This is a genomic window from Kitasatospora purpeofusca (assembly GCF_036010405.1).
GTDB classification, from domain to species: domain Bacteria; phylum Actinomycetota; class Actinomycetes; order Streptomycetales; family Streptomycetaceae; genus Kitasatospora; species Kitasatospora purpeofusca.
This window is the reverse complement of the sequence record NZ_CP108561.1, coordinates 4,442,524-4,458,328: the sequence shown is the minus strand read 5'-3', so window position 1 is coordinate 4,458,328 and position 15,805 is coordinate 4,442,524. Positions and strand designations below refer to the sequence as shown.

At 74.6% G+C, this 15,805-nt stretch carries 17 protein-coding genes; 10 read left to right on the top strand and 7 right to left on the bottom strand.

What is annotated here, in order from left to right; all coding sequences use genetic code 11:
- Nucleotides 1–8 precede the first annotated feature (8 nt).
- Entirely contained in the window at nt 9–536 is a 528-nt protein-coding gene (locus OG715_RS19690) for a hypothetical protein (RefSeq protein WP_266270104.1), read from the top strand.
- A gap of 21 nt (nt 537–557) precedes the next feature.
- On the opposite strand, the gene OG715_RS19685 is transcribed toward OG715_RS19690, so the two are convergent.
- Together OG715_RS19685 and OG715_RS19680 are read right to left on the bottom strand one after the other, a co-directional pair.
- Nucleotides 558–1,895 carry an SCO2583/SCO2584 N-terminal domain-containing protein gene (locus OG715_RS19685; protein ID WP_266270103.1) on the bottom strand — a complete coding sequence of 446 codons (1,338 nt, stop codon included), beginning with the start codon at nt 1,893–1,895 and terminating at the stop codon, nt 558–560.
- A 107-nt stretch (nt 1,896–2,002) separates the two neighbouring features.
- Nucleotides 2,003–2,452, bottom strand: coding sequence for a hypothetical protein (locus tag OG715_RS19680; protein ID WP_266270102.1), 450 nt, complete (start codon nt 2,450–2,452; stop codon nt 2,003–2,005).
- A 172-nt stretch (nt 2,453–2,624) separates the two neighbouring features.
- Between OG715_RS19680 and proC the strand changes: the two genes are divergently transcribed.
- Both proC and OG715_RS19670 read left to right on the top strand, forming a co-directional pair.
- Nucleotides 2,625–3,452: a pyrroline-5-carboxylate reductase gene (gene proC / locus OG715_RS19675; protein WP_030393780.1), complete on the top strand. Its 828-nt coding sequence runs from the start codon at nt 2,625–2,627 to the stop codon at nt 3,450–3,452.
- Nucleotides 3,453–3,482: 30 nt separating this feature from the next.
- A complete protein-coding gene (locus OG715_RS19670; protein WP_266270101.1) occupies nt 3,483–4,139 on the top strand; it encodes an HAD family hydrolase in 657 nt (218 codons plus the stop codon).
- Between the two features lie 83 nt (nt 4,140–4,222).
- On the opposite strand, the gene OG715_RS19665 is transcribed toward OG715_RS19670, so the two are convergent.
- The gene (locus tag OG715_RS19665; RefSeq protein WP_051769304.1) at nt 4,223–4,585 is read right to left on the bottom strand and encodes a peptidoglycan-binding domain-containing protein; all 363 of its coding nucleotides are present in this window, start codon (nt 4,583–4,585) and stop codon (nt 4,223–4,225) included.
- A 405-nt stretch (nt 4,586–4,990) separates the two neighbouring features.
- On the opposite strand from OG715_RS19665, the gene OG715_RS19660 reads away from it, so the two are divergent.
- Nucleotides 4,991–6,193 (top strand): MFS transporter, encoded by a 1,203-nt coding sequence (locus OG715_RS19660; protein ID WP_266271744.1) that lies wholly within the window; start codon nt 4,991–4,993, stop codon nt 6,191–6,193.
- A 40-nt stretch (nt 6,194–6,233) separates the two neighbouring features.
- On the opposite strand, the gene OG715_RS19655 is transcribed toward OG715_RS19660, so the two are convergent.
- The gene (locus OG715_RS19655) at nt 6,234–6,719 is read right to left on the bottom strand and encodes a MarR family winged helix-turn-helix transcriptional regulator (RefSeq protein ID WP_266270100.1); all 486 of its coding nucleotides are present in this window, start codon (nt 6,717–6,719) and stop codon (nt 6,234–6,236) included.
- A gap of 106 nt (nt 6,720–6,825) precedes the next feature.
- Here OG715_RS19655 and OG715_RS19650 point away from each other — a divergent pair, with 106 nt between their 5' ends.
- From OG715_RS19650 to OG715_RS19625, 6 genes are all read left to right on the top strand, one after another.
- Nucleotides 6,826–7,233 carry an HGxxPAAW family protein gene (locus OG715_RS19650; RefSeq protein ID WP_266270099.1) on the top strand — a complete coding sequence of 136 codons (408 nt, stop codon included), beginning with the start codon at nt 6,826–6,828 and terminating at the stop codon, nt 7,231–7,233.
- Between the two features lie 69 nt (nt 7,234–7,302).
- Nucleotides 7,303–8,499, top strand: a complete 1,197-nt coding sequence (locus OG715_RS19645) for an acetoin utilization protein AcuC (RefSeq protein WP_266270098.1) — start codon at nt 7,303–7,305, stop codon at nt 8,497–8,499.
- A 250-nt stretch (nt 8,500–8,749) separates the two neighbouring features.
- The gene (locus OG715_RS19640) at nt 8,750–8,959 is read left to right on the top strand and encodes a helix-turn-helix domain-containing protein (RefSeq protein ID WP_045937940.1); all 210 of its coding nucleotides are present in this window, start codon (nt 8,750–8,752) and stop codon (nt 8,957–8,959) included.
- A 173-nt stretch (nt 8,960–9,132) separates the two neighbouring features.
- Nucleotides 9,133–9,249 (top strand): 30S ribosomal protein bS22, encoded by a 117-nt coding sequence (locus OG715_RS19635; RefSeq protein WP_425311139.1) that lies wholly within the window; start codon nt 9,133–9,135, stop codon nt 9,247–9,249.
- A gap of 196 nt (nt 9,250–9,445) precedes the next feature.
- Complete coding sequence (locus OG715_RS19630) at nt 9,446–10,576, top strand: NAD-dependent epimerase/dehydratase family protein (RefSeq protein ID WP_266270096.1); 1,131 nt, start codon at nt 9,446–9,448, stop codon at nt 10,574–10,576.
- A gap of 6 nt (nt 10,577–10,582) precedes the next feature.
- Nucleotides 10,583–11,596 carry a lysophospholipid acyltransferase family protein gene (locus tag OG715_RS19625; protein ID WP_266270095.1) on the top strand — a complete coding sequence of 338 codons (1,014 nt, stop codon included), beginning with the start codon at nt 10,583–10,585 and terminating at the stop codon, nt 11,594–11,596.
- Nucleotides 11,597–11,688: 92 nt separating this feature from the next.
- Here the strand turns inward: OG715_RS19625 and OG715_RS19620 are convergent, their stop codons facing one another.
- From OG715_RS19620 to OG715_RS19610, 3 genes are all read right to left on the bottom strand, one after another.
- Nucleotides 11,689–13,041 (bottom strand): DUF5667 domain-containing protein, encoded by a 1,353-nt coding sequence (locus OG715_RS19620; RefSeq protein ID WP_266270094.1) that lies wholly within the window; start codon nt 13,039–13,041, stop codon nt 11,689–11,691.
- Between the two features lie 280 nt (nt 13,042–13,321).
- Complete coding sequence (locus OG715_RS19615) at nt 13,322–14,086, bottom strand: ECF subfamily RNA polymerase sigma factor, BldN family (protein ID WP_380299901.1); 765 nt, start codon at nt 14,084–14,086, stop codon at nt 13,322–13,324.
- A gap of 657 nt (nt 14,087–14,743) precedes the next feature.
- Nucleotides 14,744–15,787, bottom strand: a complete 1,044-nt coding sequence (locus OG715_RS19610; RefSeq protein ID WP_266270093.1) for an HAD family hydrolase — start codon at nt 15,785–15,787, stop codon at nt 14,744–14,746.
- Between the last annotated feature and the right edge of the window lie 18 nt (nt 15,788–15,805).

Sequence of the window (15,805 nt, the reverse complement as noted above, 5' to 3'; positions counted from 1 at the left end):
TCGGACCCGTGACCCAGGAACGCACCCCCACCACCCAGCCCGCCGGCACCCCCGAGCCGGAGCCGATCCGCTGGTTCGGCACCAGCTGGGTCGAACGCGGCGGCGACTACCGGCTGCGCCGCGTCCTCGTCCCGCTCGGGGCGCTGCTCGCCGCCGCGGCCGGCGCCTTCGTGCTGCGCCTCGCCGTCGACGGCATCCGGGTCGCCGACAACGGGGGCTTCCTCAACGGACTGCTGGTCGCCGCCGTCGCGATCTGCTCGCTGCTCGCCGCGCTGCGCACCTGGAAGCTGCTCACCGAGGGCCGGGACGCGCTGACCGGCTGGATGGCCGAGGACAAGTCGCTCGGCGTGGTCTGGGTGATCGGCGGGGTCGGCTCACTGCTCGCCTACTTCCTCCGCGCCCTGCGCGAGGCCCCCGGCGAGGCGCTGCACCGGGCCCGCTACGAGAAGGCGCTCGCCCAGCACGACCGCCGGCAGGCCGGCCGCAGCGGCCGGCCCGGCACCGGCGCCCAGGGCCGGGGCCGGCGCCGGCGCTGACCCGGCGCCGACCCGGCCGGGTCAGCTGCGGCTGACCGTGCCGCAGACGCCGTCCGTCCGCAGCTCCTGGCTGCGGTCGTACGGGTCCGAGGTCGGCCCGGACGGCGCGGGGGACACCCCTCCGACGGCCGCGAACTGGTCGAACTGCGGGTGGTACCAGCCGTCGTACACGTCGCACTCGGTGTTGCCCGCGTCGGTCATGGTCTTCTCGAAGTAGAGCCGGTCCCGCTCGACGCCGAACTTCGCCGGGTCGTAGAAGCGGTAGGTGTCCACCCGGCGCACGACGGTCCGCGCCGTCCAGGTGTCCCCGGCCGCGTCGGCCGCCGGGGTGAGCAGGCCGACCGGCTTCGCCACGCCGCTCCCGCCGGGTGCCGGGCTGCCCGTCGGCCGCGGCGGACCGGAGGGCTTGGGCGCGGTGGCGCGCTTGGCGGCGTCCGGGCCGGGCCGGAGCGGGTAGACGAAGGTGAAGTCGGTGTGCACCAGCACGCCCCGCTTGCCGTCCCCCTCGACGCTGATCCGGCCCTGGAGCCGGTAGGTGTCGCCGACCGGGATCGCGTCGCGCCCGTCGAAGCGGCTGAACCAGCCGGTCGGGTCCTGGTCGCGGGAGGGCGCGGCCAGCGCCTTCTCGGCCTGTGCCCGGCCCTCCGGGCTCAGCATGGCCAGGGCCGCCTCCGGGCGGCCGCCGGCCACCGTGTGCGGGTCCAGATTGGCCGCCGTCAGGTACCGCTTGACCAGCTCGACCTGCGCGGCGACCTGGTCGGCGTCGAACACGCCGATCCTGGTGACCGTGCCCGGTTCGGGCCCGAACGCGTCGACGGAGGTGGGCCACCCCTCGGCGGGGGAGCCGGCCCACGGGCGGTCGACGGTCGGCTGCGCCGGGTCGACCGGCGGCGGAGCGGCGGTCGGCGCCCCGGTCTCCGGAGCGACGGTCGCCACCGGCGTGCCGGCCGTCGTACCGCCGGAGCCGTCGCCGAACCGGGTCGAGTACCAGGACCGCAGGCCGTCGACGTTCAGTGCGGCGAGCACCAGGGCGACGGTGAGCACCACGAACAGCGGTGTCCGCCACCACCCGCCGCGGCGCGGCCGGGGGTTGCCCCACGGGTCGACCGGCCGCGCCCGGCGGGCGAAGCGCTTCCGCGGCCGGGGCCCGTCGTTCACCGAGCGGCGGCCGCCGGGGTCGACCGGCGGCGTGTGCTGCCACCGGGCGGCGAGCATCCGGGTGCGGCCCGTCTGCTCCTTCACGGCGGCGCCGCGGACGAACTCCTCGTCGAGCACGAGGTCGGCGAACGGGTCCTTCCCGTCCGTCCCGTCCTTCGGCTCCTCGGACGGACGCGGTTCGGGGTCTTCGGCGATCGGCATCGCGCCAGTATGCCGACGGGGTGTGACGGATGTTCGATCGGGGTCGCACCGTCGGGTGAACACCCGGCCGGCGCGGGCCGGCAGACCATCCGTTTCCTCCCGGAACGTCAGTCCTTGGCCCGGGCACGCTTCACCGAGCCGACCACCCCCGCCACACCCAGGACCATGGCCGCCGGGAACAGCGAGAGGAAGAACGCCTCGAACACGCCCGCGTCGCCGAGGAACAGCTGGGCCAGCGTGTTCAGGAAGAGCATTCCGCCCGCCGCCGGGAGCGCGGCCTGCCAGGGGTGCTCGTTCGCCCACTTCTGCAGCCGCCGGTCGGCGGTGTCCCGGCGCAGCCGGCCGCCCACCGTGCCGACCAGGAAGAAGAAGAACAGGGCGACGCCGGCCGGACCGGCCAGCATGCTCAGCGACCAGTCCCCGTCGATCAGATCGATCACCAGGTCCGTCGCCCCCACCAGCGCACCGACCCCCGCGGCCGTCCGCCACGGGCCCAAGGTCGCCGCTGCGACGGCGACCTGCCGGTTCTCACGTCGGGACATCTCTCCGTGTGCCATGCCTCCACGGTGCGCCCGTGCCCACCGCCGGGCCATAGGGGAGAACCCGGAGTTTCGCCCTAGGGGCTGCACTGCACTGGTGCCCGCAGGGTGGACGGTGCCGCCCCGGGGCGGGGCGCGGTGCGAGGATGGCCGGGACGACGGGACGCGGCACCGGAGGCAAGGAGCGGCCATGACCAGCAGCGCGGCACACGGACAGAAGATCGCCTTCCTCGGCACGGGCAAGATCGGGGAGGCCCTGCTCTCCGGTCTGCTGCGGGCCGGCAAGGACCCGGCGGACGTCCTGGTGACGGCCCGCCGGCCCGAGCGCGCCGCCGAGCTGGCCGCCAGGTACGGGGTCGGCGCGGTGGGCAACGCCGAGGCCGCCAAGCTCGCGGACACCCTGATCCTCGCGGTGAAGCCGCAGGACATGGGCACCCTGCTGGACGAGCTGGCGCCGCACATCGACCCCGACCGGCTGGTGATCTCGGCCGCGGCCGGCATCCCCACCGCCTGGTTCGAGGCCAGGCTGGCGCCCGGCACCCCGGTGGTCCGGGTGATGCCGAACACGCCCGTGCTGGTGGACGAGGGCATGAGCGTCATCTCCGGCGGGTCGCACGCCGCCGAGGCGCACCTGGAGCGGGCGGAGGAGATCTTCCGCTCGGTCGGCAAGGCGCTGCGGCTGCCCGAGTCCCAGCAGGACGCGGCGACCGCGCTCTCCGGCTCCGGCCCGGCGTACTTCTACTTCCTGGTCGAGGCGATGACCGACGCGGGCATCCTGCTCGGGCTGCCCCGGCAGGTGGCGCACGACCTCATCGTGCAGTCGGCGATCGGCGCCTCGGTGATGCTGCGGGACTCCGGGGAGCACCCGGTGAAGCTGCGCGAGGCGGTCACCTCGCCGGCCGGCACCACCATCGCGGCCATCCGCGAGCTGGAGAACCACGGGGTGCGGGCGGCCCTGCTGAGCGCCCTGGAGGCGGCCCGGGACCGCTCCCGGGAGCTGGCCTCCGGCGGCAAGTGACCTGCGGGGACGGCCGGTAGGGTCGCCCGTATGGCCTACGAACTGGTGATCTTCGACAACGACGGCGTCCTGGTGGACAGCGAGCCGCTCTCCAACCGGGTGCTCGCCGAGTACCTGACCGAACTGGGCTACCCGACCACCGTCGAGGACTCCTACCGGGACTTCATGGGCACCGCGGCCCACCGGGTGCACGACGTGATCGCCGAGCGGTACGACGGCGCCCTCCTCCCGGAGGGCTTCGACGATTCGTTCCACGGCCGGGTCTTCGACACCTTCACCGCCGAACTCGCCGCGGTGCGGGGCGCGGAGACGCTGCTGAAGGAGCTCCGGCAGCGGTCCGTGCCGTACTGCCTGGCCTCGTCCGCGCACCACAGCTGGATCCGCGCCGCGCTGGACGTCACCGGTCTGCGCGGGTGGTTCCCGGAGGAGCGGATCTTCAGCGCCCAGGACGTGGGGGTGGGCAAGCCGGCCCCGGACCTGTTCCTGCACGCCGCCCGCACCCTCGGCGTCGACCCGGCCGCCTGCCTGGTGCTGGAGGACAGCCCGAACGGCGTGCTCGCCGCCCGCGCGGCCGGTATGGACGTGTACGGCTACACCGCGCTGACCGACCCGGCGAAGCTGACCGCGGCCGGTGCCACCGGCCTGATCGGCGACCTCGCCGAGGTGCTCCCCCTGCTCGACCGCTAGGGCCTCGAACCCCCGAGGGGTGGGGCACCGGCGCCGGTGCCCCACCCCTCGGTCCTGCGGTGGACCGCTCCTGTGACGGACGGTCAGCAGGCGTAGTTCGGCTGCACGTTCCAGTAGTCCAGCTTCGACCAGGTCTGCGGGCCGACCTCGCCGTCCTGCTGGATGTGCACACAGCCCTGGAAGTAGATCACCGCGTTGCGGGTGGCCTGGCCGAACACACCGTCGGCGATCAGCTTGTAGCCGCGGTCCGGGTGGATGGAGCGGTTGAGCTCGCACTGCAGCTCGCGCACCGCGTCACCGGTGGCGCCGGCCTTCAGCAGCGGCTCGGAGGTGCTCCACTCGGAGCAGGGCTGGCCGCTGCTCGCGGCGGAGGCGGTGGTGGCGGTGGAGACGCCGCCGGCGAACACGAGGCCGGCAACGGCCAGGCCGGTGATGATCTTGCGCATGAGGGTTCCCTCCCTGTGAACGTGTGCCGCGGTCGGCACACGGTCGGTGCGTCCGGTGCGGCACCGGACTGGCGACGACTCTGCTCGTTCGAGGACGGACGGCCAAGGCCCGGACTGTCTCAATCTGCTCCGCGGGCCGATCATGAGACAGCTGTGGGACAGCTCCGGAGGCGATGCCGCAGGTGGCACGAGGTCGGTCGGCGGGCCTCCGCGCGGGTGTCTCACGCGCGCACCCCCTCCCGCGAACGCCCGTCAGCGCCTACGCTCTCGCCACCGACCCCCGTACCGGCCAGTAGCGAGGTGGATGTGCCTACCGAGAGTGCCTACCGTTCCGGGAGCGACGCGGGGGACACGGGGGACGAGCACGCCCCGGTCACGCCGCGGCTCCGGGCCGGGCGGGCGGCGCTGGCCGCGAGCTTCCTCCTCCAGGGCGTCACCTTCGCCCTGCTGGTCACCTGCATCCCGGAGATCCAGGACCGGTACGGGCTGAGCGACTCCCTGCTGCCGCTCTTCCTGGCCGCGGTGCCGGTGCTGGCCGGGGTGGGGTCGATCGCCTCCGAGCGGCTGGTGCGCCGGACGAGCGCGCGGGCCGTGCTGCGGGTGGTCCAGCCGGCGGTCTGCGCCACCCTGGCCGCCGCCGGTCTGGGGGACCGGCTCTGGCAACTGGCGCTGGCCCTGGGCGCCTTCGGCCTGCTGGTCGGTGCGCTGGACGCGAGTATGAACATGCTCGGGGTCGGGCTCCAGCACCGCTACGGCCGCTCGGTGATGCTCGGCTTCCATGCCGCGTTCAGCCTCGGCGGCATCGTCGGCGCGGCCGTCGCCGGGCTCGGCGCGCACGTCGGGCTCGGTCTGCCGGTGCTGTTCGGGACGGCGGCCGGGGTGGTCGCCCCGCTCGCGCTGCTGGCCGGCACGAGGTTCGCCGGACCGGCCGAACTCGGCGACGCGGTACGGGAGGCCGCCGCGGCGGCCTCCCGGTCGATCCCCTGGCGGCCGCTGCTGCCGCTCTGCCTGGTGATGGCCTTCGCCTACATCGCCGACGCCTCGGTCTCCAACTACAGCGTCAAGTACCTGACCGACGGTCTGGGCAGCCCCGAGGACGTCGCCAAGCTCTCCTACCTCGGCTACATGGTGGCGATGCTGCTCGGCCGGGCGCTCGGTGACCGCGCGGTGCAGCGCTGGGGCGCCGTTCCGGTGGTGCGGTCCGGTGCCGCGCTGTCCGCGCTCGGGTTCGCGCTGGCCGCCGCCGCGCCCGCCGCCTGGGCCGGGATCGCCGGGTTCACCGTGCTGGGGCTGGGGATCTGCGCCATCATCCCGCAGGTGTTCGCGGCCGGCGGGCGGCTGTTCCCGGCCGATTCGGACGCCGCGGTGGCCCGGCTCAACCTGTTCAACTACGTGGGGTTCCTGGTGGGTTCGCCGCTGGTGGGGGCGCTCGCGGACGCGAGTTCGTACCGCTGGGCGCTGCTGGCGCCGATGCTGCTGGTGCTGGCGGTGCTGCCGCTGGCGGACCGCTTCGCCGCGCCGGCGGCGTCCTCCCCGGCGCCCGCCGGTCCGGCCGCCGGTTCGCCCGCCGGTCCGGTCGTGCGGGACGCCGTCCGGGGCACGCCGTAGGGCGCGCCGCCGTCGGGGGTCCGGTCCAGGGGGGTCGGCCTCAGGGCGTCGCCTCCCTGATCTCCGCCAGCGACTCGTGCAGGATCGCCTTCGCGCGGGTGAACCAGTCGGTGAGTACGGCGATCTCGGCCGGGGTGTAGTCGGCGAAGAGGCCGTTGATCCGTCCGTAGAACGGGCCGTAGACCTCCATGATCCGGTCCTGCGCGGCGGCCTCCAGCACCACCCGTACCCGGCGGCGGTCGTCCGGGTCGGCCTCGCGCCGGGCGTACCCGGCCTTCTCCAGCCGGTTGAGCACACCGGTCACCGCGCCGGTGGTGAGCTGCGCGCGTTCGGCGAGGTCGCCCGCGGCCAGGGCCTCGCCGGCCATCGCCGCCTCGATCAGGAAGCCGACGCAGGTGAGGTCGGTGACGTTCAGGCCGAGCCGCGCCGCGATGTCCTGCTGGCCGAACTGCGCGAGCGCGATCATCCGGTCCATCGCGTAGAGCGCCTGCTCGGGCGACGCCTCGGGGCGCGGCTTGCCCTCCACGGGAAATCTCCTTAGCATCTAAGTTACTTACCTCGTGAGATAAGACATCAGTCCGTTCGCGGACGGGAGCCCGGGTGGACCCGTCCATCACACCAAACGAGGACACATGGGCGCACACGCCGATCACGACATGGGCCACACCGTCGCCGGCTGGACCGGCACCGCCGTCGTCACCCTGGGCTTCGCCGTCGCGGGCGCGGCCTTCGTCGCGGGCTCCGGACCGGGGCTCTGGGCCGGGGCGGCGCTGGTCCTCCTCGGGGCGGTCGCCGCCTGGGTGCTGCACCTGGCCGGGCGGGGCAAGGCCACCGGGCCGCGCCCGCCGGGACTGCGGCACTGGCGCACCCCGGACCCGGCCGGGCGCCACGGCCACCCCGACTGCCTCGGCTGCCGGCTGGCCGGCCGCCGGACCGCCCGCGCCGCCGTCCCGGCCGCAGTCCGTGCTGCCGCGCCCGCTGCCGCGCCCGCCCCCGTCGGCGCCGCCGCGCCCGCCCCGGGGACGAGCGCCCGGGTCTGACTCCCGTACCGCGGGCGTTCAAGGACCCGTTGCCCGGCCGTGCGGCCGTCACCCACTACGGTGGAGGCCATGCCCGACGCCGAGCGTGACCCCTCCTGCGGCCTGCACCTCTTCTGGGACGAGGCGGTCACCGCCTACGACTTCGGCCCGGGCCACCCGATGGATCCCACCCGGCTGTCGCTCACCATGCGCCTGGTCGAGGACCTCGGCCTCGCCGCCGGACCGGGTGTCACCGTCCGCTCCGCGCCCGCCGCGGGCGACTCCACCCTCCGCCTGGTGCACACCGCGGCGTACGTCGAGGCGGTCAAGCGGGCCGCCGCCGACCCCGACCGGCAGGACCCGCGGCACGGCCTCGGCACCGACGACAACTGGTCCTTCCCCGCCCTCCACTCCGCCTCCGCGCTGATCGCCGGCCAGTCGGTCGCCGCCGCCGAGGCCGTCTGGCGCGGCGAGACCCCGCACGCCGTGAACTTCGCCGGCGGCCTGCACCACGCGATGCCCGACCGCGCCTCCGGCTTCTGCGTCTACAACGATCCGGCGCTCGCCATCGCCCGGCTGCTCGAACTCGGCGCCGAGCGGATCGCCTACGTCGACGTGGACGTCCACCACGGCGACGGCGTCCAGCAGGCGTTCTGGGACGACCCCCGGGTGCTCACCGTCTCGCTGCACGAGCACCCGGCCACGCTCTTCCCGCAGACCGGCTGGAGCACCGAGACCGGCGGCCCGGGCGCCGAGGGCTCCGCCGCCAACCTCCCGCTGCCGGCCGGCACCGGCGACGCCGGCTGGCTGCGCGCCTTCCACGCCCTGGTGCCCGAGCTGCTCGCCGCCTTCCGCCCGCAGGTCCTGGTCACCCAGCACGGCGCCGACACCCATCTGGAGGACCCGCTCGCCCACCTCGCCGTCACCGTGGACGCCCAGCGGGCCATCGCCGAGGAACTGCACGGGCTGGCGCACGAGCACGCCGACGGCCGGTGGATCGCGCTCGGCGGGGGCGGCTACGCGGTCGTCGACGTCGTCCCGAGGGCCTGGACCCATCTGGTCGCCACCGCCGCGGGACGGCCGGTCGACCCGGCCACCGAGACGCCGGAGTCCTGGCGCGCCGAGGTCTACCGGCGCACCCGGGGCCCCGCCCCGCTGCGGATGACCGACGGCGCCCGTCCGGTCTGGCGCGACTTCGACGCGGGATACGATCCGGCCGACCGCCTCGACCAGGCGATTCTGGCCGCCCGCCGCGCCGTCCTGCCGCACCACGGCCTGCTGCCCTGACCGGAAGGCGAAGGGGCGCCGTCCGCTTGTGAGGACCTGGTGCCCGGTCGCGTTCCGTGCGCAGGCCGACCGGTACAGATCGCCGATCGACTACGTACTGCAACCGACTTATCCCTCACCGTACGAGGACTGGGCTTCTCCCTCTTCCCACTGGTACCACCCATAACTACTCTGGGGATACACGTGTGCCGGTGGAGTCACCGGAGGGGAAGCCGGTGCCTTGCACACGGGTAAGGGTCGGGTGATGGTCATGAGTTCCGGCGAACGCCCCTTGCAGGACGTCGTCTTCCTGACCGTGGCCGAAGTGGCCGCGGTCATGCGGGTCTCCAAGATGACGGTCTACCGGTTGGTGCACAGCGGTGAGCTGCCTGCCATCCGGGTCGGCCGCTCGTTCCGGGTGCCCCAGCAGGCAGTGCACGAGTACCTCAAGGAGTCCTACGTGCGGCTCGAAAGCGCGTAGGCAAAGGCCGGTCCGGGCGGGGTCCACCACCGGTGGACCCCGTCTCCGTTCGCTCCGGATTCGCCTGCGGTTCGCCTGCTCCCGGGGTGCGATTACGACCCTGGGCGAGTGGACGGTAGGCTGGGCCCTCACGTCAGTCGTATGGACTCCGTCTCTCACGGGCGAGAGTCTCAGTGAGCGAGGGTTGTTCCGTGGGCTCTGTCATCAAGAAGCGTCGCAAGCGTATGGCCAAGAAGAAGCACCGCAAGCTTCTCAAGCGCACGCGCGTTCAGCGTCGCAACAAGAAGTAAGCGTCCCCGGCCGCGCTCGCGCGCCCAGCGCTTGACACCGCCCGTCCTGGCCCTCCGGCCCGGGCGGGCGGCGTCGTTTCCGGGCCGTGCCGCCTTCCCGTACCAGGTGCCACCGGCCCGGTCGTTTCCCGGCCCGCCGGGGCGGCGCGGTACGGTGCACCCAGGTCTCCCGGGCCGAGGAATGGGGTGCAGCGCTGTGGGAACGGTCGTGCTCGTCACCGGCGTCGGCCGGCACCTGGGCGCCCGCTTCGCCGCCGAGCTGCGCCGCCGGCCGGGGGTGGACCTGGTGGTCGGCGTGGACGTGCAGCCGCCGGGCCCGGCCCTGCGCGCGCTCGCCGAGCCGGACGGGCCCGCCGCGCCGTACCGCTTCCACCAGCTGGACCTGCGCCGCCCCGCCGTGGCGCGGGTGATCGCCGAGCACGGCGTCGACACCGTGGTGCACCTCGCGGTCAGCGCCACCGGACTGGGCTCCACCAACCGCTCCGCGGTGAAGGAGGCCAACGTCATCGGCACCATGCAGCTGCTCGGCGCCTGCCAGAAGGCACCGGGGGTGCGCCGGCTGGTGGTGAAGTCGACCACCGGCGTCTACGGCTCGGCGCCGCGCGACCCGGCCGTGTTCACCGAGCGGACCCAGCCGAAGACCCTGCCGGGCGGCGGTTTCGCCAAGGACGCGGTCGAGGTGGAGGGCTACGTCCGGGGCTTCGCCCGGCGCCGTCCGGACGTCGCGGTCACGGTGCTGCGGTTCGCCAACATCGTCGGCCCGGGCGCCGACACCCCGCTGACCGACTACTTCGCGCTGCCGGTCCTGCCGACCGTGCTCGGCTACGACCCCCGGCTGCAGTTCGCGCACGAGGACGACGTGGTCGAGGTGCTCTGCCGGGCCTCCTTCCCGGCCGAGCCCGGCACCGTGAACACCGGCACCGTCAACGTCGCCGGGGAGGGCGTGCTGCTGCTCTCCCAGTGCGCCCGCCGACTGGGCCGGCCGACCCTGCCGCTGCTGCTGCCGGCGGTCAGCTGGATCGCCGGACTGGCCCGGCAGACCCGGTTGGTCGACGTCTCGCCCGAGCACCTGCGGCTGCTGACCCACGGCCGGGTGGTGGACACCGCCCGGCTGCGCGAGTCCTTCGGCTACCGCCCGGTGTTCAGCACCCCGGAGGCCTTCGCGGACTTCGCCGCCGCGCAGTCGCCGGGCCTGCTGCCGCCGCGGCGGCTGACCGCCGTCACCGACGGACTGGCCGCGCTGCTCGGCCCGGAGGCCGGCCGGACCACCGGCCCGGGCACCACCACCCCGGGCGCCCCCGCCCGACCGCACCGACCCAGGAGCTGAGCCCGCATGAGTGCCGCCGCCGAGAACGCGCCGGGTGAGGCGAAGGTCATCCCGATCGAGTCCGCCCCCAGCTGGAGCGAGCCGCCGGCCGACGGCTCCGGCCTGGCCGACCGGGTGGCCGGCGCCGTCGGCGGCGCGCTGGCCGGACGGCTCGGCACCGCCGCGACCCGCGCGTTCGGCAAGGGCTGGGAGGACCGGGCCGCCGACGGCCTGGCCTTCCTGCGCCGCCGGATCACCGGCGACTACGAGGTGGACGAGTTCGGCTTCGACCGGGAGCTCACCGAGGAGGTGCTGCTCGGGCTGCTGCGGCCGCTGGCGGAGAAGTACTTCCGGATCGAGGTGCGCGGGATCGAGAACATCCCGGCCGAGGGCGGCGCGCTGATCGTCGCCAACCACTCCGGGACGATCCCGCTGGACGCCCTGATGACCCAGGTGGTGATACACGACCACCACCCGCACCACCGGCACCTGCGGATGCTCGCCGCCGACCTGGTGTTCGTCCTGCCCGGGATCAACGAGCTGGCCCGCAAGGCCGGGCACACCCTGGCCTGCAACGAGGACGCCCAGGCCCTGCTGGAGCGCGGCGAACTGGTCGGGGTGTGGCCGGAGGGCTTCAAGGGGGTCGGCAAGCCGTTCTCCGAGCGGTACAAGCTCCAGCGCTTCGGCCGCGGCGGCTTCGTCTCATCGGCGCTGCGGGCCCGGGTGCCGATCGTGCCGTGCTCGATCGTCGGGGCCGAGGAGACCTACCCGATGATCGGCGACTTCCGGACCCTGGCCCGGCTGCTGGGCCTGCCGTACGTGCCGATCACGCCGACCTTCCCGTGGCTGGGCCCGCTGGGGGCGGTGCCGCTGCCGACCAAGTGGATCATCGAGTTCGGCGAGCCGATCGCGACCGACCGGCACCCGGTGGAGGCGGCGGACGACCCGATGCTGGTCTTCGACCTGGCCGACGAGGTCCGGGAGACCATCCAGCACACGCTGTACCAGCTGCTGGTGCGGCGGCGCTCGGTGTTCTTCTGAGTCCAACCGCGTCCTTCCGGGTCTCTCGGGAAAGGGCGGGGCCCCGGCGGACAGCACGTCCGCCGGGGCCCCGCCCTTTCCGCTCGGCCGGGTCAGCCGCCGAGGATCCGCAGACCGGGCAGCAGGCCCGGGATCAGCGGGGGCACCTCGACCCCCTGCTGCTGGGCGGGGCCGCCGCTCGCGCTGGGCGACCCGGACGGCTGCGCCGGGGACCGGTCCGGCGCGGGGGCCGGGGCCGGCGCGTCCGCGCTGGGCGAGGGCTTCGCCCCGGTGAGCCCGCTGGTGAGGTTGTCGACCAGGCCGCCGACCGGGGCCGGCACGACGTTGGTCTCACCGCTGGGCACCGGTGCGGCCGGTGCGCCGGGGGCCGCGGGCGCCGCCGGTGCGGGCGCGCCGCCCTGCGGCGGGACCAGCGGGGTGCTGCCGGGCCGACCGCCGACCGAGGTGCTGGCCGGTCCGCCGCTGGCACCGCCCTGGACCGGTGCCCCGCCGACCGCCGGGCCGCCGGGCGAGGTGCCGGCGGAGGGTCCGCCCTGCCCGTCCGGTCCGCGGGTGCCGTCGCCCGCCCCGCCGTCGTCCGGCATCCCGCTCTTGGCGGGCTGCTGGACCAGACGCAGGGGCGCGACGTCCTGGCTTATGTCGTCGAAGAGCTGGTCCACCAGGTGGGCCTGCGGGACGAGCTGGTCCGGGAGCCGGGACTGGACCTCGGCCCAGGTGCCGTCCTCGTCGTGGGCGAAGCCGGCCAGGGTGCGCATCGGGTCGAGCGAGCCGTTGTTGCGGTAGACGGCGCGCAGCAGGTCGCGGCCCTTGAGGGCGTCGTTGTGCATGTCGTCGAGGGCCTTGCGGACCTGCTCGACGGTGCCCGGACTGAGCGAACCGCCGGTGCCGGACCGGCCCACCAGTGACCGGGCCTCGCCGAGCCGGGTGGCCGCGTTGTCGAGCAGCAGCTCGCCGCGCTCGCTGTCGGTGTCCGCGAGGTTGAGCCGCAGCCCCTCCAGTCCGCGCTTCATGCCGTACAGCGGGTCGCCGGGGAGGGCGTTCCCGCTGGCGGCCGCGGCCCCGGCGAAGCTGCCGACGGCGAGCCCGGCGACCAGCCCGCCGATCGCGAACCGGCGGCTCCAGCGTCCGCGCGGCGCCGTGCGGACGGCCCGGTGGCGGCGCTGGCGCGGCACGGTGATGCCCGGTCCGCCCGCGAAGGCCTGCTCGAACGCGGCCATCAGCTGGGCGCGTTGGACGGTCCGGACCTCTCGGTCGAGCTCCGGGACGGGCAGCGCGCCGAGCGCGCCGACCGTGTCGATGAGTTCGGCCATCGCGACCGAACCGGCGTTGCCGGTAGCGGTGGTGGCCGTTCCGTTGCCGTCGGCAGCGCGTTGCTCCGCCTGGTGGGCCTCCAGCGCCTCGGCGAAGGCCTTCGCCCGCCGGTGCTCCAGCACGTTTGCCGTCACGGGCCACACCTCCCTTCGTCGTTGTCGACACCCCGGCCTGCCGGACGGTTGCCCCGGCAAGCCAAAGCCACTCCATCGGGTGAGAGGTCGCAATTCGACTTGACCGCACGCCTGGTGGAGGCTTGCAAGCTGGCCAACGAGCGGTGCGGGTGGTCGGTTACGCACGACTGATCATCGGACCGACCCTTCACCCGGATGTGTCGGGCCGCCGCCCAGGGTGACGGCCCGCCCACTATCTCTCCCGCCGCTTCCCCGGGGGCCTCCCCGGACCGCCGCCGGTTCACCGGGCGTCGGGCGGGAGCAGACGGGCCAGGGTGCGCACGGCGCGGTACTGGAGGGTCTTGATGGCACCCTCGTTCTTGCCCATGATCCGGGCGGTCTCGGCGACCGACAGCCCCTGCAGGAAGCGCAGCGTGACGCACTCCTGCTGCTGCGGGTTCAGCCGGCGGACGGCCTCCAGCAGCGCCGCGTTGGAGAGCGACTCCAGCACCGAGTCCTCGGGGCTGCGTTCGCACTCGTTGGAGTCGAGCATCTCGCCCGTGGTGACCTCCAGCCGGAACCGGCTGGACTTGAAGTGGTCGGCGACCAGGTTGCGGGCGATGGTCACCAGCCAGGCGCCGAAGTCCCGGCCCTGCCAGGTGAAGGTGCCGATCCGGCGCAGTGCGCGCAGGAACGTCTCGCTGGTGAGGTCCTCGGCGGTGGCCCGGCTGCCGACCCGGTAGTAGATGTAGCGGTAGACGGTGTCCGAGTAGTGGTCGTAGAGCCGGCCGAAGGCCTCGCTCTCGCCGGCCTGGGCGCGCTCGACCAGCTCCATGATCGGGTTGTGCTCGGTCTCGTAACCGGGGCCCGTGGTGGTGCGGGAGCGGCTGCGGCCGCCGGTGCTGCCGGCCCGGCCCCGGGTGCCGGCCCCGGCCGAGCCGGCGGCGGTGGTGCGCAGCAGGGGGGTGCCGGGGCGGTCCTGGGTCTGGCCGAACGCGGCTCCGGCGGGCACCAGTTGGGGGGTGACGGGGAGCTGGCTGCGGAGCAGGGTGCGCAGCAGCTCCAGGCCGGTGGAGATCTGCCGGGGCGGGACCGGGCGGCCGCGGAGGCTGGTGCGGGAGCGCAGGGGCGCGGACGACGGGCGGGAGGGTGCAGGCGCGTCGTTCCGGACGGGTGGGTACACGGGACTCCCAGAGGCAGAACTGTGGACGGATCACCTCCGCCTGCGCGGAGAGCACGTCCGCGCCCCCCGGGTCGCGCTGGGGCGGTTGGGTGACGTGCATCCAGGAGAGAATAACGCTTTGTGCAATGACAGCTACACCGTGTGGTCGAAGTGGTCGTTTGGGATCCGCATTGGACGGATATCCGGCCGACAGTGACCGAACATGTCGGCGATCGCCTGGCTCAACGTGACAGAACGGGTGCGCCTGGTGACCAATTCGGTGGTGAGGCGGGCGGTTTCCCGGTTCCGGGGCCCGATAACCCCCGACTTTGGCGAGCTGGCGAACGATCAGATCCGGTCACTGACTGGCGAGTTCGGTCGAGGGGGCCGGACGGACCCGCGACGCGCGGGAGTTCGCCCGTACGGGCGGCATCGTCAGCGCGCGAATTGACCGGACTCACCCTCGGCGCGGGCCGCCGGCGGCCCTCCGCGCGGTCCGCTCCGCCCGGCCGCTCGGCCGAGCCGTTCGGCCTGCTCCGCCCGGCGCGGGGTCCGCTCCGTTCAGCAGCGGTGCCGACGGTGCAGCGCGGCCCAGGCCGCGACGGCGCCCGCGGCCACGCCGAGCGCGGCGGCGGCCGGCAGCCCGACCCGGGCGGCCTTCCGCCCGGTCCGGAAGTCCCGGACCCGCCAGCCCTGCGCGCGGGCGTGGCGCCGCAGCGCGCCGTCCGGGTTCACCACGTAGGGATGGCCCACCAGCGAGAGCATCGGGATGTCGTTGGCCGAGTCGCTGTACGCGGCGCAGCGGTCGAGGTCGAGCCGCTCCCGCCGGGCCAGCGAGCCCACCGCCGCCGCTTTGGCCGGCCCGTGCAGCAGCTCGCCGACCAGTCGGCCGGTGTACGCGCCGTCGCGGGCCTCGGCGACCGTGCCGAGCGCCCCCGTCATGCCGAGCCGGGCCGCGATGATCCGGGCCACCTCCACCGGCGCGGCGGTGACCAGCCAGACCCGCTGCCCGGCGTCCAGGTGCATCTGGACCAGGGCACGGGTGCCCGGCCACACCTTGTCGGCGATGACCTCCTCGAAGACCTCCTCGCAGAGCGCCTCCAGCTCGGCGGTGCGCTTGCCGGCGACCAGGCCCAGGGCGGTGTGCTGGGCGTCGGCCATGTGGTCCGGGTCCTCGGCGCCGTACAGCCGGAACCAGGCCTGCTGCCAGGCGAAGCGCGCGATGTCGCGGCGGGTGAGGAAGCCCCGGCGGTAGAGGCCGACCCCGAGGTAGAAGATCGCGGCCCCGCGCAGGATGGTGTTGTCGCAGTCGAAGAAGGCGGCGGCGCGCGGGTCGTCCGGCTCGGGGGTGTGGTTCTCGGCGGGGGGCCTCGGTGCCCTGCCGCGCCGGGCGGACTCGGCGTCCCCGGCGGGCTCCGCCTCCTCGGCCGACCGGGTGTCCGCCGCCGGTCCGGTGCCTCCGGCCGGCTCCGCCGGGGCCTCCCCGGCCGGTGCCGGGGCGGCCCGCAGGGCGGCCTCCGCCGCCTCCGCCGCGGCCTCGCCCGCCAGCGCGGCCCGCGAGCCGGTGGGGCGCCTTGACTGGGTGAGCCTTCGGAGCACGGCCATGCCATCGAGCATAGCCAG

Bases quoted from the DNA above. Each gene is read 5' to 3' on its own strand.
- OG715_RS19685 (WP_266270103.1), bottom strand. From the start codon at position 1,895: ATGCCGATCGCCGAAGACCCCGAACCGCGTCCGTCCGAGGAGCCGAAG.
- OG715_RS19680 (WP_266270102.1), bottom strand. From the start codon at position 2,452: ATGGCACACGGAGAGATGTCCCGACGTGAGAACCGGCAGGTCGCCGTC.
- proC (WP_030393780.1), top strand. From the start codon at position 2,625: ATGACCAGCAGCGCGGCACACGGACAGAAGATCGCCTTCCTCGGCACG.
- OG715_RS19670 (WP_266270101.1), top strand. From the start codon at position 3,483: ATGGCCTACGAACTGGTGATCTTCGACAACGACGGCGTCCTGGTGGAC.
- OG715_RS19665 (WP_051769304.1), bottom strand. From the start codon at position 4,585: ATGCGCAAGATCATCACCGGCCTGGCCGTTGCCGGCCTCGTGTTCGCC.
- OG715_RS19650 (WP_266270099.1), top strand. From the start codon at position 6,826: ATGGGCGCACACGCCGATCACGACATGGGCCACACCGTCGCCGGCTGG.
- OG715_RS19645 (WP_266270098.1), top strand. From the start codon at position 7,303: ATGCCCGACGCCGAGCGTGACCCCTCCTGCGGCCTGCACCTCTTCTGG.
- OG715_RS19640 (WP_045937940.1), top strand. From the start codon at position 8,750: ATGAGTTCCGGCGAACGCCCCTTGCAGGACGTCGTCTTCCTGACCGTG.
- OG715_RS19625 (WP_266270095.1), top strand. From the start codon at position 10,583: ATGAGTGCCGCCGCCGAGAACGCGCCGGGTGAGGCGAAGGTCATCCCG.
- OG715_RS19610 (WP_266270093.1), bottom strand. From the start codon at position 15,787: ATGGCCGTGCTCCGAAGGCTCACCCAGTCAAGGCGCCCCACCGGCTCG.